13 protein-coding genes and 1 pseudogene are annotated in these 16,355 nt (G+C 40.6%); 6 read left to right on the top strand and 8 right to left on the bottom strand.

The annotated features are described in order from the left end of the window. The first annotated feature begins 383 nt into the window (after positions 1 to 383). Positions 384 to 995, top strand: a complete 612-nt coding sequence (locus A6K76_RS15210) for an NAD(P)-dependent oxidoreductase (protein WP_066466456.1) — start codon at positions 384 to 386, stop codon at positions 993 to 995. A 45-nt stretch (positions 996 to 1,040) separates the two neighbouring features. Here A6K76_RS15210 and A6K76_RS15205 read toward each other — a convergent pair whose 3' ends face one another. Further along, positions 1,041 to 2,969 carry an S-layer homology domain-containing protein gene (locus A6K76_RS15205; protein ID WP_169818038.1) on the bottom strand — a complete coding sequence of 643 codons (1,929 nt, stop codon included), beginning with the start codon at positions 2,967 to 2,969 and terminating at the stop codon, positions 1,041 to 1,043. Between the two features lie 468 nt (positions 2,970 to 3,437). Here A6K76_RS15205 and A6K76_RS15200 point away from each other — a divergent pair. From A6K76_RS15200 to A6K76_RS15190, 4 genes and pseudogenes are all read left to right on the top strand, one after another. Next, positions 3,438 to 3,680: pseudogene (locus tag A6K76_RS15200) on the top strand (response regulator); the annotation flags it as partial. Positions 3,681 to 3,697: 17 nt separating this feature from the next. Beyond that, positions 3,698 to 3,814: a hypothetical protein gene (locus A6K76_RS17310; protein ID WP_083995487.1), complete on the top strand. Its 117-nt coding sequence runs from the start codon at positions 3,698 to 3,700 to the stop codon at positions 3,812 to 3,814. After that, on the top strand, positions 3,811 to 4,569 hold the full coding sequence (locus tag A6K76_RS16855) for a hypothetical protein (protein ID WP_066466453.1): 759 nt from the start codon (positions 3,811 to 3,813) through the stop codon (positions 4,567 to 4,569). The genes A6K76_RS17310 and A6K76_RS16855 overlap by 4 nt, the downstream gene beginning before the upstream one ends. Continuing rightward, entirely contained in the window at positions 4,541 to 4,924 is a 384-nt protein-coding gene (locus tag A6K76_RS15190) for a DUF3887 domain-containing protein (RefSeq protein ID WP_066466452.1), read from the top strand. Before A6K76_RS16855 ends, A6K76_RS15190 begins: the two co-directional genes overlap by 29 nt. Before the next feature lie 174 nt (positions 4,925 to 5,098). On the opposite strand, the gene A6K76_RS15185 is transcribed toward A6K76_RS15190, so the two are convergent. The 6 genes from A6K76_RS15185 to A6K76_RS15155 all read right to left on the bottom strand — a co-directional run bounded on the left by A6K76_RS15185 (position 5,099) and on the right by A6K76_RS15155 (position 11,777). Beyond that, a complete protein-coding gene (locus tag A6K76_RS15185; RefSeq protein ID WP_066466451.1) occupies positions 5,099 to 5,368 on the bottom strand; it encodes a hypothetical protein in 270 nt (89 codons plus the stop codon). 89 nt (positions 5,369 to 5,457) lie between these two features. Continuing rightward, positions 5,458 to 6,438 (bottom strand): class 1b ribonucleoside-diphosphate reductase subunit beta, encoded by a 981-nt coding sequence (gene nrdF / locus A6K76_RS15180; protein WP_066466450.1) that lies wholly within the window; start codon positions 6,436 to 6,438, stop codon positions 5,458 to 5,460. Continuing rightward, the gene (gene nrdE / locus A6K76_RS15175; RefSeq protein WP_066466449.1) at positions 6,426 to 8,519 is read right to left on the bottom strand and encodes a class 1b ribonucleoside-diphosphate reductase subunit alpha; all 2,094 of its coding nucleotides are present in this window, start codon (positions 8,517 to 8,519) and stop codon (positions 6,426 to 6,428) included. Before nrdE ends, nrdF begins: the two co-directional genes overlap by 13 nt. Then, entirely contained in the window at positions 8,516 to 8,887 is a 372-nt protein-coding gene (nrdI, locus tag A6K76_RS15170; protein ID WP_066466448.1) for a class Ib ribonucleoside-diphosphate reductase assembly flavoprotein NrdI, read from the bottom strand. Before nrdI ends, nrdE begins: the two co-directional genes overlap by 4 nt. Beyond that, positions 8,884 to 9,102, bottom strand: a complete 219-nt coding sequence (locus tag A6K76_RS15165; protein ID WP_083995488.1) for a glutaredoxin family protein — start codon at positions 9,100 to 9,102, stop codon at positions 8,884 to 8,886. The genes nrdI and A6K76_RS15165 overlap by 4 nt, the downstream gene beginning before the upstream one ends. Before the next feature lie 935 nt (positions 9,103 to 10,037). Next, entirely contained in the window at positions 10,038 to 11,777 is a 1,740-nt protein-coding gene (locus A6K76_RS15155) for a methyl-accepting chemotaxis protein (RefSeq protein ID WP_066466445.1), read from the bottom strand. A gap of 516 nt (positions 11,778 to 12,293) precedes the next feature. On the opposite strand from A6K76_RS15155, the gene cobT reads away from it, so the two are divergent. Then, positions 12,294 to 13,325, top strand: coding sequence for a nicotinate-nucleotide--dimethylbenzimidazole phosphoribosyltransferase (gene cobT / locus A6K76_RS15150; protein WP_066466444.1), 1,032 nt, complete (start codon positions 12,294 to 12,296; stop codon positions 13,323 to 13,325). 667 nt (positions 13,326 to 13,992) lie between these two features. Here the strand turns inward: cobT and A6K76_RS15145 are convergent. Then, positions 13,993 to 15,432: a primase C-terminal domain-containing protein gene (locus A6K76_RS15145; protein ID WP_066466443.1), complete on the bottom strand. Its 1,440-nt coding sequence runs from the start codon at positions 15,430 to 15,432 to the stop codon at positions 13,993 to 13,995. Between the last annotated feature and the right edge of the window lie 923 nt (positions 15,433 to 16,355).

Below are 16,355 nucleotides of genomic sequence, written 5' to 3'. Positions count from 1 at the left end.
TAGTATTAAAGTTGCTTGAAACGAGAGGCGGACTCCAGCGGGAAAAGCGCGTGCCTGAAGACCCCGCTGTCGTGAGGCACGAACGACGAGGAGGCTTGAGGAAGGTGATAAACATCGTGTTCGCCTCCGCGCCCGCGGAAAGCCTGCCTCGACGTGAAAAGCAACCCCAAGTTATGGGGAAGAGCCCTATTTTTTCATGAATTCAATCTTCATCGCATACGTCCTGCTGCATTTTTTCATTTAACATCATTAAGCGGTAAACAGATGACAAATGCACAGAGCAACGAATTACAAGTCAATGCACACTTCGTACCATTTCATTTCTCCATCGTGCATCTTCATGCTATAATGGAACGAATTACAATCGTTGGAGGAATTTTCACATGAAATTAATCGTATTTGGTGCAACAGGTGGCGTCGGTCAACATTTCGTACGCCTAGCAGTAGAAGCAGGTCACGACGTAACGGCATTCGCTCGCACACCTGAAAAATTACAAACGCAAGGTGTTAACATCATTCAAGGAAACGCATTTGATGCAAAGGCAGTAGCAGATGCGATCGTTGGGCACGATGCAGTCATTTCATGTGTCGGCTCAAGCACAGGCATGAAACGTTCACACGAGCTAGAGCAAATGGGGCACGCAATCGCAGACGGCATGGAAAAAGCGGGCGTGAAGCGTTTAGTATATTGCGCATCAGCTGGCGTTGAAAAAGAAATTCCAGGCATCATGGGCAAAATGATGATGGCAATGCTTGCTAACCCATTAGCCGATCACCGTAACGCACTGAACTACTACAAAACGAAAGATATCGTGTACACAATCGCGCGTCCAATGGGCTTAAAAGATACGCCATTTAACCCGAACTACATGGAAGCGTTCGAGGGCGTTCCAAAAGGCTCAAACTCGATTCCACGTGAAAGCGTAGCGCACTTTATGTTAAAGGCGTTAACGGATTCGAAGTACGAAAACGCATCAGTTGGATTAGCTGGATAAATAGCAAAAGGGTAGAGAAAACTTCACGTTTCCTTTACCCTTTTATCATTTCGGCACATCTACAGCGTAAAAGTATTTATATGTGTCGTCATTAATGTACCAATGAATTTTGCCGTCGTGATATAGCGGCTGCATATACGATAAATACATATTTTCCTTCGTATAAATGTCCGTTAACTTTTCACCTTGCGCGTTAATCGTTACATATTTAATACGCTTCGGCTCATAATAATTGTAGCGCGAGTTTTGTAGCTTTTCAGATTCCTGCCACATAACGACGTATTTATTTTGTTCGATCGGCACGAACATTGGCAGCGATGCACGTACGCTTTCATTTTTCGTATAAGAAGCAATCGTTTTCGTTGTCACGCGCTGTAAATCTTTTGAAATCGATGCAAATTGAATGTCGCGCATATGAATATTAACCCCTTGAATATCCGATGAGCTATAAGATGTTGCTTTACTATGATCGATTTCATTGTACAGTAACACGTATGCATCGTTCGTTTGCGTAAAGCCACCTAACCCAATCGACACACCCGTTTGATTCGCACCTGTACTGCCTGGAATGTCGATAATTTCCTTTTCAACGTACGTATGACCGTCACCTTTATGAATAACGAGTGCGCGCGGATACGCATCACCATGATCTAGCAGCACGTGCTGTTGCCCATCAAACAATACGTATTGGTCAAACGAATGGCTCACGTGATTTTTTTGGAATTCTGACAGCCCATTCGTCACATGCATGTCGTCTGTATCGATAACGATTGTTAGCTGCGATTGGTGTCCGTCATAGCGCAATCGTGAAGCATGCAGTACGAGCTGTCCATTTTGTTCAGACATGCTCGACTTAGCAGCACGAAATGGCATCGCTGTACTAATTACATCACCATGCAATGACACCGCATCGATGCGATTGAAATGTCGATCATATTTCACAACGCGAATGACTTCTTTATTTTGTCTGTCTTCGTTTGACTGTCCATATGCGATGTAGTTATATTGTTCCCCTTCATACAACGTACCGAATATCGGCAGCTCATGTGGCAACGTTTTGACGTTTTGCAAATTATACTGCGCATCGTATGTTTGCACATTGACCGTTTCAACTCCATCATTGTTCTTTGTCTCTACTATTGTATATGTATCATTTTCCCCAACTGTCATAAAGCTTTTTACCGGCAATGCCCATCTTGATTGTACGCTCGATAACATATTCGGGTCACCGTACGCATTGTCGCGCACGTTGTAATGGCGTGTACTTTTCATCGTACGGTATAAAAATTCAGCATAATGCGCGCGCGTTAACGATACATTTGGTCGGAATGTGCCATCTTCGTAACCTGTCGTAATACCGTATGCGACGAGCGTTTCTACATAGCGCGTCAGCTCAGGTGTCGTTACGTCCTTAAACGAACTTTTCGTCGTCGCTACCGGCAAGTTAAACGATTCAACTAAAATTTTCGCCATCTCGCCACGCGTTAACGGCTTGTTCGGTGAAATGTTATTGTTTGCATCGACGTCTAACACACCGCTTGTATATAACTTTGCTAGCTCGTCAGCCCCTTCAATTTCCTCTTTCACTTCCCAAATGAACCAACCTTCCTTATAATACGCAAGTTGAAAGACGTCTTGTATCTCGATTGGCTCACGTACATCTCGTAGCGTTACATATTTTTTTTCTGCAAGTCGGCTCGTTAACAACGCCACATGTTTACGCGTTAGTACATTTTGCGGTTTAAACGTACGATCTTCATAACCATTAATAGCCCCTATATCTCGCAGCGTATGAATGCTTTTAAAGTTGCTCGACGTTTTCGGTACGTCTGAAAATACATTCGTCGTTTCCTTTTCAATGAGCGGTAGCATTTGTACTGCGTGATGACGCTCATCATTTCCTTCTGCGTTCACTTGATCAAACGGCCATAATAAATATAAGCTACAGCCAATAATCGCTAACGTTTTCTTCATCTGTACATATCCCCCATTTATCGCTTTATTTAGCGTTTCACTATTACTTAAAATTGCTTTATACAGGCGTGGAAGCAACGGTGTAATTTCCTTGAGCTCCATTTTACGATTGTTTTAAATGCCTCGTTATGCTCGTAGAAGTCCGCCTATTTTCAAGCAACGTTTATCATCTTACAAAAATAAACGATAAATATAAAAATAAGGCTCTTCACCATAATTTGGGGTTACTTTTCACGTCGACGTAGGCTTTCCGCGGGCGCGGCTCTTGTTTCAAACAACTTTTATGCGTCAACCCGAGCTTACGGTGATGAACCATATAATTACAATTAAGTATAAAGAATCTAAACGAATTTTACTACAAATAATTGAGAATTTTTCTCAATTATTTTCGTAGTATAACGTTAACCGTTGTGATTGCACGATGTTTCACTTACATTAAACATACTATGAATAAAAGGTGGGGGGAGCTTGAGTATTTTCATTTTAGAAGATGATGTCATGCAGGCACAGCGCATGCGCACAATTGTTAAGGAGCTATGTGCTGCACAGCAAATTCCGTACAACTTTATTGAGGTGACGAGCAAGCCCGACGACATTTTGGCAAACATCGCCCGTTGTACATACATACCAATTTACTTTTTAGATATTGAAATTAAACAGGACGAACGAAAAGGGCTCGACGTCGCACGCCTCATTCGCAACGTCGATTCGCTGTTAATCCGCAAAAAATGACGGCCATTGATACGAAGCAGCAGCAAATTATGTTACGAAGCGGTAAATGCATACCTGTCTCTAGGCGACTCATGAAACAAATGAAAGCTTTCTTTAAGGAGACTCGCGGATGAACATTTATGATTTAGCGTCAACTATGTTAATCGGCATCGTCCACGTTTACGCCTTTCAGCTATTTTTAGGCAATTCAAACGTTTCGAAGCGCTTCGTTTTTACGATCGGTACGCTATTTAGCACTGTCGTCATGACCGTCCTGACGACAACGCATTTCGTCGAATTCAACTTACTCGCCATTTTCACCTTTTTAGTGCTGCTTGGGCTCATCGAAAAGCAACCGATTGTGCGCGTTATGTATTTCGCATTGCTGAGCATCGTGCTCATGACCGTCGTAAAAAACGGCTTATTCCAAATCGTTCATTATGCATACATCGAAAGCCCGTTTAGTTACTACATATCGACACCGAGCTTGTTATTACTATGCACGCTGCTTTTCATCGTCATTATGCTTTTCATCCTGAGACATTCGCTCGCCGTCGCAGGTCGCTACTTAACCGAAAGTCGCCTATACGTGCCGACGTATATGATGCTCATTATGTGTAACGTGCTACTAGCGATCGTCAATTACCCAACGATCCAGCTACTTGCCAAACTAAACGCGCAATACGGCGAACAACTATATACGTTCGTATTGCTCATTGCGCTACTATGTATTCATGCAGCCATTAACTTTACGACCGCGTACGTCGCAACGTTTTACTCAGCCGTTGCAGCAGAGCTCATATTATTGCTGCTCGTCACATCGCTTACAATTTACACGATTTACATTTGGAGGAATCACAATGAAAAAATGGAACATGTTATTAAGTAGCTTATTGCTCGTATTACTGCTCGCCGCTTGTAGCAGCAACGTAGAAGATGACGTCGCAGCACCATATATCGAGCGCGCAAATGAAGTCGTACAGCAGTTAAACGAAGGGGCATACGACGACATTTATGCACAGTTTAACGACACGATGAAAGAACAGCTCACAGCCGAGCAGCTTGCACAAATTGAGCCGATTTTACAACAGTCAGGGGAATTTGAGGGTATCGACAAACAATCGGTCGAGGAAAAGGACGGCATTCACCTTGTCGTACTGATCGGCAGCCACCGCAACGAAAATCGCATTTACACAATTAGCTACGATGCAAACGACAGCATTACAGGGCTATTTGTGCAATAAACACAAAAAGGGATATGCCATTCGGAGGCCACTGAAAAAGTCGATTCACCCTACATTTTCTAGTATAAATCAACTTTTATTCCATACAAAAACGCGAAATTCAAAGTTAAGTACAACGAATTTTCGCGTTTTTTTAGTTTTTCAGCAGCCTCGCCATTCGCGCATCCCCTTTTACTATGTACGTTTTTGTACGATGCCACTTAAAATAAGCACAATGCCAATGACCGCAATAATTGGCGTACCAAACATTAAGAACGACGCAATAATGAGCCCTTCTTGAACGATATTTGCCGCAACGTAGCCACTGATCATCATAAACGACCACGAAAACAGCACTAACGTCACAACACCCCAAATAATAATTGCCGTACTGCGCACATACTTTTTATTCCCAATCAATCCAACAATAACGCCGACAATCGCTGCCATTACACTAGCAGTCATAACACCCACTTCGCCACACCCATTCCTTTTTCTCAAAAGTATAGCATAAAAAAATGGTGTGGCACGTACGCGACGTCCACACCATCTTATTATTTTAAACCTTTATCTGAAAAATCAAACGTCGCATCGGTAATCGGTGCAACTTTCGCTACAGCGTATGTCGCGCCCTTTTGTGAGAAGAAATCGTACGTTGAACCTGTATTCGCAATACCGTTCATTACGATTGGATTTACTTCCTCTTCAGGGAACATCGGCTCAAGCCCAATGTTCATAAGCGCTTTGTTCGCATTGTAGCGCACGTATACTTTCACATCGTCCGCAACGTTCGTACCTGCGTAAACGTCTTCTGTATACTTCATTTCATTTTGGTATAAGTCTAACAGCAGCTCATAGCCCCAAACTGTTAGCTCCTCTTGCTTTTGCTGTGGCAACTTCGCAAATAATTGTTGTGCGAAGAAGCCGATCGCTACACCGTGAATTGATTCATCGCGTAAAATAAGCGAAATGACTTCAGCACTGTTACGTAACGTACCTTGCCCACCTAAATAAAGCGGATAGAAGAACCCTGAGTAAAATAAGAAGCTTTCTAACATTACCGACGCAAACATCGCTTTCCAAAGTGATGCATCATCACCTGCTTCAATGCTTTCGTAAATGTCTGTAATCTTTTTCGCTTTATATTGAAGAAACTCATTTTCTTGCACCCATTTAAACACTTCATCAATCTCATCATTTTTACAAAGCGTCGTAAAAATATATGAATATGACTTTGCATGAATTGCCTCGAATGAACCGAACACTGTTAACACTGCTTTTTCTTGTAAATCGGTTACGTGACGAGAAATTTCATTCATGCCGACGTTCGTTTGTAGCGTATCAAGCAGCGTTAAACCACCGAACACCTTTTTGTACGTATCTTGATGCTCGAAGCTTTGCCACTGCTTAATGTCTTTACTTACTGCGACCTCTTCTGGAAACCAAATTTGCTTCCATTGTTGATCCCAAAACACTTGGGCAAGCTCACTCGTTGGGCGATTCCAGTTAATCGCTTCAAATGCTACACTTGACATGCTACACACTCCTCTATTGCAATTAATCGTTGACGTACATAATAAACAGACTTAATGCCTTTCATCCACGCATAAATATAAACGCGTGCAAGCTGCTCTGTCGTCCATTGGTCTGTTACGTAAAGTGTCATCGAAATCCCTTGGTCCACGTGCTTTTGCGCTGCTGCATACATATCGATTAACTTATACGCATCAATCGTATACGCCTCCTCATACATATGCGCGTTTTCCGCAGTTAAAAATGGCATTGGGTAAATTGTGCGACTATCTGCATAGTCACGTACTTCTACTTGCTCCGTAATTGGCGCAATTGATGCTGTACATGAGCGAATGTATGAAATACTGCCAGTCGGTGCAACCGCTAGACGATACGCATGGAATAAACCGTGCTGCTGTACGTCTGATTTTAGCTGCTGCCACATGTCCGCTGTAATAACTGGAATGCTGCCAATTGCTTGCTTCACCGCATCATTTAACTGTGGCATTTCCTTATTAATATACTGCTCGAAATACTCTCCGCTTGCGTACGTTGATTTTTCAAACTGATCAAACGTTTCACCGCGCTCTTTTGCGATGCGCATTGACGATTTTAATGAGTAATAGTTCATCGCTTCCATAAATACATCTGTAAAGGCGATTGCATCTTCTGAGCCGTAGCGAATGCCGTTTGCAACTAAATGACCGTGTAAGTTCATCGCGCCCAGTCCAACTGCATGCATTGCATGATTCCCTTTTACGATCGACGGTACGTTTTTAATTGTTGTCATCGTGCTTACGGCTGTTAATAAACGCATTGACGTATCGACAAGCTGCTCAAAATGGGCATGCTTCGTCGCGGCATGGATATCAATCGAGCCTAAATTACACGATACATCGACACCGTATTCATTTTCTTCTGTTTCATCTGTAATAACAGACGTTTCCATGTACTGTAAAATTTCTGTACATAAATTACTCATCTTCACGCGTCCGATACCTTTTAACGCATGTGCATCGTTTACGTTATCGTCAAAAATTTCAAACGGATAGCCCGATTCAAACTGCGCCTTTTTAATATCTGTATAAAGTTTACGTGCATTAATGTATTTTAATTTACGAATGTTATCGTTATTTAACAGCTCATCATACATATCCGTAATTGACAGCTCACTCATACGTTTACCATATTCACGGTAAATATCGTACGGGCTAAATAATGCAATGTCCTCGTCGCGCTTCATTAATTCAAAAAACACACTCGGAATAACGACACCTGTAGATAATGTAGCAAGACGAATTTTTTCATCAGCATTTGGCTTTTTGCTTGAAATGAAGTTTTCAATATCGCGGTGGAAGATGTTTAAATATACAACGCCTGAGCCATTACGTTGGCCAAGCTGATTGGAGTAGCTAAATGAATTTTCAAGTAGCTTTGCAACAGGCATAACACCACTTGCACGGTTATCAATATGCTTAATCGGATCGCCAAGTGGTCGTAAGTCTGTTAAGTTCACCCCAACGCCGCCACCTAAACGAGATAGCTCTAGACAATAACCAATATTTTTAGCGATTGAATTCATCGTGTCATCCATCGATAGCTTAAAGCAGCTCACAAGTTCGCCACGTGCTTGCTTACCACTATTTAATGTAGTAGGTGTTGCTGGCTGATATGCCGTAAATAACGCATCAATTGCCGCCTTAGCGAGCTGCTCGTCTCCTTGGGCTAAATAAAGTGCTAGGACGATGTAACGATCCTCGTACATTTCTAAAATTTCTGCATCGTCGCGACTTTTCATCGCGTAGCTGTCGAAAAACTTCGACGCGCTCATAAACGTTTCGAACTGGAAGTTGTATCCTTTTGCTTGCTCATATAAAGAAGCGATAAATTCAGGCGTGTACTGCATTAAAAAATCACGCTCATAATAACCTTCTTCTACGAGGGCATTCAGGCGCTCTACTGGTGTCGTATATGTACGGTAGCGTGGCGCAATTTCATGCTGTAAATATTGTTGTAGCGCCTCTTCATCTACATGTCGTGCAATGTCACCAGTCGCACGATATCGCTGTAATACATCATTATTTAATTTTACATACGGTTTCATTGAATATAGCCTACTTTCATTAAATCATTATACAACTGCTTCATGTGTTCGTAATCTGCCTTCGTTCCACGCACATCAATTTTTTTCAGTAGCGGCACATGATACGTCGCAGCAAGCACATCTCCAGCACGAGCAAAAAAGTCATGCCCGAAATTTTGATTGCCACTTGCAAAAATTCCAACACAATGCGCACTATTGTCTCGCATAAACGCCTCTACACTCGCTGGCACTGCCCCAAGCGCGTCCGTATACGTAAACAAAATAAACGGTTCCGTTATACGTAGCTGCGGGGCAATTTCAACGATCGGTACGTTCAACTGAGACGCAACGTAGCGCACATTACCCGTTCGACTAGCAAACGCAATCATTGCTGCTCTACAAATCCTAAAATTGAAGCTGTCGTTACAAGTAGCTCATCTGCTGTTTGTAATACTGGAACTGCTAGCACACCTTGCTGCTGTAAAAATGTGCGTGCATTTTCCTCGTGATCAATGTTTACCACTTCAACATCAATTCCTTTTGCCACTAGCTCTGATTTCACCCATAAACATTTTGGACAAACCGTTTTTGTATATAATTTCAATTTCATTCCCTCATTCCTTAAAAATAATAAAAAAAGCATGAGGTAGCAGAAATGGAAACATACAACGTTTCCACTCCTCATACCTCAGAGAAATGTCGACACATTTTTATGGTAAATTTCATCGTTTGTTGCACCATTTACCTACTTTAGTGTACATATTGCATACAGTCCACCATTAGCATATACAGTTGCAACAACCGTGCAAATCGTCCATTTTCAACTACATGTAGTAGTACCATAAAAATCCGAACACAATATATCGTTTCGTTTGAGTATAAACACGTTTCAATGTTTTGTAAATAGGTAACTTTCTCCCTTGAGTATATACATATATGGATATACAAAAATATGAGTATATTCAAATATTTTTAAACAAATTGAAGACGTTTTCGAAGCGTATGACACGACCGATTTCACTCCTAATAAATATCAATAGGAGGTTGATTTCAAAGGCTTTCGCGCATCAATTTTAAGAACTAACAATTCATATTTCTTATCAAATCACAATGTTCCGTATTCGAAACTGACTGATCGTTTCACTTAATAAATTTTTTCACCCGAAAATATTGAGAATTTTCAGCAAATAAATACATACTGCTACAAACTGATTAGGACGTGTGTAAAAACGTCAGAATTCCGTATACATAATAGCGAGGAACGAAATCGCGTTTCTTTATCCCCACATCGAGGCAGGCTTTCCGCGGGCGCGGAGGCAAACACGATGTTTGTCATGAAGGGGATGGCTCGTGTAGTGGCGTTTATCACCTTCCTCAAGCCTCCTCAACACTCGTTCCTCGTGTTTGCGGGATCTTTCGACGCGATCTTTTCCCGCAGGAGTCCGCCTCTTGTTTCGAGCGACCTGTCTGCGTCAATCCGAATTTATCGTGACGAACAAGTTCTAGGCGGTTATAAAATCGTTTTTAGACAGAACCTAGTTAAATTTTAAAACTTCGAATTTGCTCATCTAACTGCTCAGACACCATTGTAAGCTCTATCATCACATTACTCAAATCTTCGAGCGAAATATTTTGCTCTTTCGTTAATTTTTTTGTCACACTCGTTGCCTCAACCATGCCATCCATCGCCTCGCTCGTTGAATGCGTTGCGTGTAGCACTTGATCTGAACTTGCTGCGAGCTGTTCGATTACAGCTGAATCGTTTTGAATACTTTCATTCACATTGCTCACGACTGCAAGCACTTCTTGAAGCTTCGCACCGATTTGCTGTACTGCATGTGATCCTTCGCGCACAGACGTCTTTGTAACGTCCATTTCCTCTAGTACACGCATGTTCATATGATTAAACATTGCAAGCTGGCTACGAATGTCGCCTGCGGACTTACCAGACATCTCTGCAAGCTTGCGAACTTCATCCGCTACGACTGCGAACCCTTTTCCTGATTCACCTGCACGAGCCGCCTCAATCGCCGCATTTAACGCTAGCAAGTTCGTCTGATCAGCAATGTCCGTAATAATTTTGACCATTTGCTCAATTTGTTCAAATTTTTTGCCCATTTCCATCACTTGCTCAGCAGTCGTTACAACTGCATCTTCTACACTCTCAATTTTTTCAACGACGTGTTGCGCTTCTTCTACACTCATCGTCACTTGCGTTGCCATAGCGTTTGAAGCATCGGCTAGACCACTTGAAGAAGATGCCATTTGCTGAATGCCCGTAATCATTTCCTCCAGTACAATCGCTGACTTCTGTGACGATGCACTGTTATAATCAGCTGCATCGGATAATTGCGATACTGTATTTGATACTGTGTCATTCGATGCTCTCACACTTTCTAAAGTTGTTGTAGCATCTTTTGATGTATTCGCGCCTTGTTCAGCAATCGTTTGCACCTTTGCAAAAATGGCTCCAAGCTGATTGATCGACGTGTAAAATGATTTTGCAAACGAGCTAATTTCATCTTGTTTATCCATTTCAATTATTTCTAATGTTGCACGAGCTTGCTGTAAATTTCCTTTAGCAAAATGTTCCGCTGCTTCCTTTGCTGTATCTAACGGCTTTAATAGTTTGCGCAATAAGAAATACAAAATAAAGAAAAGTGTTATACATGTTAGCACAACTAAAATCGATAAAATAATTAAGTTAAACGATGATGATTCTTTTTGAACCGCTGCAACGAAATCAGCATTAATATCTACACCAATGATGCCCATCGTTTCACCATCACTATTTGTAAACGGCACATAGCCTGATAAAAATTGACCGAATTCTGTATCAAGCACATTTGTCGCTGCTGATCCTTCCTGTGCAATTTGATCGACAATGTCTAAATCGTTAATATACGTATCCCCATTAATTGGCACGGCCGTTTCTTCACTACGTTCAGCACCTTCGACTAAAAACGTCACTTTGCCATCATCGTTAACTTGTAACGTATACAAATACATAGCACCAATTTCTTCACGAATTTCATTTAACTCTTCTCGTAACGTCCAATATAAATCATTTTCAACTGGATTATTATACAGTTGCTCGTATAATTCTTTGTCTAGCTTATTTTCAACTATTTGGGCTAAATTAATTGCCGTTTCACCAACTGCTTTCTCAACTGAATTGTTCGTCGAATATTGGTTAAACATTACCATTTCTATTGAATAAATAAATAATAGTGCTACGACAATAAAAGAGACTTTTTTCCTAATGCTCATGTTCTTCATATGCTTCCTCCTATTCACGAGTTCTCACTCAATTGTTCCCGTGAACACTATACATAAACATAGAAAATTATTTTTCATGAAAAATTTACTGTAACGTTCTACACGACGCAAGCCGAACATACTAGTAAAAACTGAACAATACTAAGCAATATTAAAAAAATACTACAACTAACATCTAGCATAATTATATGTGATAAATATACGTATTCAATTGTGTTAACACCAAACAACAGTCCTATGCCGACAATTAATCCAATAGACGACCAAAATAAAAAATATATCGTAATAATTCCCGAAACTAATACTTGTACCCCACTAAAATCATATTTCGAAAAAGTAATTCCACTACCGATTCACATATGAGAGCGACGCAACTAACAACGATTAACTCCTTAACATATCACATACCTGAGCTTACTATTCCCTTCTAATTTTTTATTAAAACAAACAATTTCCAACAATGACCATAAATCGTATGTTATTATTTTAATATTCTAACAGTAAGGAGTTTTCATAATGACATACATTATTACACCGCTACACCATAACGTAATGAATGAAGCAGCATTGTATATTGATACATTAACAAAGCCTAAAGGAAGTTTAGGTCGCTTAGAGGAACTTGCAATTCAACTAGCTGGTATTACAGGAACATTAAAGCCTGACTTATCACCGGCAACACTCGTATTTGCTGCAGATCATGGTATTACAGAAGAAAATGTATCAACTGCTACGAAAGAAGTTACAGCACAAATGGTCATCAACATGTTAAACGGTGGTGCTGCAATTAGCGTGTTCAGTAAATGTATTGCCGCACCAATTACTGTTATTGATGTCGGCGTAGACGCTTTACTTAATGATCCCCGTCTCGTTTCTAAAAAGGTTCGTCCACATGGCACAGCAAATTTTACGAAAGAACGCGCAATGACACTTGAAGAAGCAAAACAAGCTGTTGAAATCGGCATCACCTCGGCAAAAGACGCAATTACAAAAGGCGCTCGTTGCTTAATTATCGGTGAAGTCGGCATTAGCAACACAACACCAAGTAGCGCCATTCTTGCTTCAATCCTTAATATCGATCCAGCAACCGTTGTTGGACGTGGTACAGGCATTACTAACACACAGCTAAAAAGAAAAATTAACGTATGCAAAGAAGGACTTGCCCTACATAAACCAAATAACGAAAACGGCTTTGATTTACTATGTGCAGTTGGTGGCCTAGAAATCGCTGCCATGGCAGGTGCAATAATTGGTGGCGCACAAAGCAATATACCAGTTCTTCTTGATGGTTTCATTTGCACAGTTGCTGCTTGCATAGCTGAACTACTTGCTCCAAATGTAAACGACTATACAATTTTATCTCATCAATCAGTTGAAATCGGACATAAAATTGCAGCTGACCATTTACGCAAACAACCTTTAGTAGAACTACAACTTTGCCTAGGTGAAGGCACTGGTTCTGCTATTGCTTACCCAATTTTAAAAGCAGCACACGCTATGCTTACAACGATGGCTACATTTTCAACAGCAGCTATAAACTACGAATAATACTTACTTAAGCAGCAAATATCCTTATATTTTCTGCTTTTTTATATATATACATACATAAATATACATATACATATATATTTATATGCGATAAACTCTAACCTTTACTGCCCCAAAGTGGTCCATTATTGCCACGCTAAGTACACCTAGTTCCCGCAAATAAAAAATAATGAACCACTCCAATAAAAATATATACATATACTTTTATTTCCCCAAATTTATATTTACTATAACCAGCTTAAATTACTTTCTCTAGCACCTATTAGGACATGTCTAAAAACTCTATAATTCTGAACATCTGAATAAAATACAAAGTCCAATGTCATCTCATATAACAAAATAAAGTACCAAACGTGTTGATTAGCCATTCAATTGGCAATTCGCGTATTGCGGGGTCTTGAGTCACGAGCTCTTCCCCAAGGAGTCTCGCCGCACGCTCCATGCCACTATCATGCTGTATTCATTTAAGTTCTGCTGCTGAAAACAACCAATGCAGCTGTATAAAAGTGGCTAATCAACAGACCTAATAAAGTACATATACATAACTAATCTAATATAATAATATATTTTCATATATGCATATACTAGTATACATATATATCTCTCTAGCGAAGCATTGCCGCACAGCCTAGTATATATAAATATGTTTAGGCATAGTGGAGTGTTTTTAAGACGTGTTAAGTAATGGCTGTGCAGTACGGTTTTGTACTTCGTTTAGTCGTTCAGTAATGAGAGCAGTTGCAAAGTTTGGTGCTGTTTGTAATAGGGCTATTAATTGGATCATATATGCTGTTTTGTTTATAGCGTTTGTGCGTGCGATATATTTCATGAATAATGCGACTGTAGTCCAGCCAGTTTTGGCGCCGCGTCCTTTTCCTTTGATGACCTTAACGATGGCGTTCGTTTTTTTAAGTAATTCATTTAAAGAGCTTTGTGAGATACCAGTTTTGGCGCAAAGTTCTTTTTGAGTTAGCCAAATAAACGGCTCAGAGCTTGTGTGAGCGTTTTGAATGAATTTTATGAGGTCTTGTTCGATTTCATCGTAATGGCTTCTTACGCGCTCTGTACGGTCTTTTTTGAATTTGTACCAAACATTTGGGCATACGGAAATTTTTCCAGTGAAATTTGGAACGTATTCAGCAATTAGTAATTCGACGTATTGCTTTGCTGGTCCGTTGTATTTACCGGAATAAGCGGAGCCGAGTAACGTTTCGACTTCTTTATGGCTTAAAGGGTATGTGTAGGCGCTGTTGAGTTCGTCTAAGAAGTTGTAAGTGCGCTCGTACTCCCAGCCGTCCGCAAAGCATGCTAAAGCAAGCGTAAATAGCGTATTATTTCGCCCTAAAACGCCTTTTTTGCCTTTTATATGAATTGCATGAATGAGCGCAGTAAACCAGTCAGACTGTGTTAGCTTGTGTCCTGCATTAACGGGACGTGCGTAAAACGGCTCATTAGCGTGTTCTTGACGCATTGACCATTGGATGAGCTCGTGTACTGTGTATGTTTGCTCTAGCTGTAAATAGACAATGTTGTGTTTGTTAGGCACACGGAAAAAGCCGAAGTCATTGCAATATAAATCTGCATCGATGCAGTGAAGAGCACGTTTTAAGTTGTTGGAAATGCGCTTTGCAATTTTTAGCGTGCGATAGTTGTTGTTTTTTGACATGAAAAACGGCGCTTGGAGCATGAAATAAAGCTGATAACCGCGCGCAGATTCAACGATGCATGTTGGTGGACCGAATCCCTCGTCGATGCAAGTAAGTAGCATGTGCTGTACGCTATGTGCCTTCGTATCAATATCGATGACGAATGTGTTCACTTGATGCAAGTTTTTTTCCTCAAAGCCGGTAATAAATGTGCGCGATGAATCAGTATATGCAAATTTACGGTATACGTTCGGTGTGAAGTGTGTAATTTTTTCGGCATGTTCAATTAATGTTTCGAGTGTAGAAATAACATAGCCTTTTACACCTTGCTCGGTAAAGTTGTCTTTTTTACGTACGGCGAAAACTGCTCCGCGAAATTGGTTCATTTGTTGGATCGCATTTCGTTTTTCAGCAATGCCGTTATGCAGTAATTGTTGAAACAAATTTGTATATGAATTCATCGAAAAAACACCTCCTCACATTTGATTTCTCTATTATACAAAAACGAAAAATGACAAAAGGGCTCTCTCTAAGAGAAAATGGACCATTTTTTTGAGGCACTTTTTTTCTTAGAGCGACAAGGGATTGCGCGATTTTGAAAAAAAAAGTTGTTATGAACAGTTCCCGAAGAAATGGACCACTTTGGCTAAAATGGACCACTTTGATTTTTGAAGAAAAAAACAGTTTATCCTTTGGGAGAGAAGGGATACAGCGTTTTGAAATTTCATCACTAGTACAGATAGTTTCCGAAAAAAAAGAGGGGTGGTCCATTTTTTAGTACACCTAGTTCCCGAAAAAAACTGCCGAGCGACCGCTCAGAAATGGACCAAAAAAGTTAAAACGTTGATTTAACAACGTTTCTAAGTACACCTAGTTCCCGAAAAAACTGTAAGTACAGGTAGTTCCCGAAAAAATTTTTTTTGGACCACTCTTGACCAGCTTTACTACACATAGTTCCCGAAAAAAATGGTGAAATGAACCACTTTACTACACATAGTTCCCGAAAAAACTGTACTAGTTTACGTTTTTTTACCATAAAAAGGATTTTTGAGTTTTGTGTATTTTCGTTTATTCCGTGTGTAGCTACAGCTAGTTCCCGAAAACGGTTCAGCGGTAGAAATGCTCTAACTACACATAGTTCCCGAAACTGGATCAGCGCATGAAATTCTCTAACTACACGTAGTTCCCGAAAACGGTGCAGCGGTAGAAATCTTCTAACTACACATAGTTCCCGAAAACGGTTCAGCGTGAGAAATGCTCTAACTACACGTAGTTCCCGAAACTGGATAAGCGTGAGAAATGCTCTAACTACACATAGTTCCCGAAACTGGTTCAGCGCACGAAATGCTCTAACTACACGTAGTTCCCGAAAACGGTGCAGCGG

Origin of the sequence: Caryophanon latum (assembly GCF_001700325.1) — a bacterium.
Classification (GTDB): Bacteria; Bacillota; Bacilli; order Bacillales_A; family Planococcaceae; genus Caryophanon; species Caryophanon latum.
This window is presented reverse-complemented; position numbering and strand designations above follow the sequence as displayed.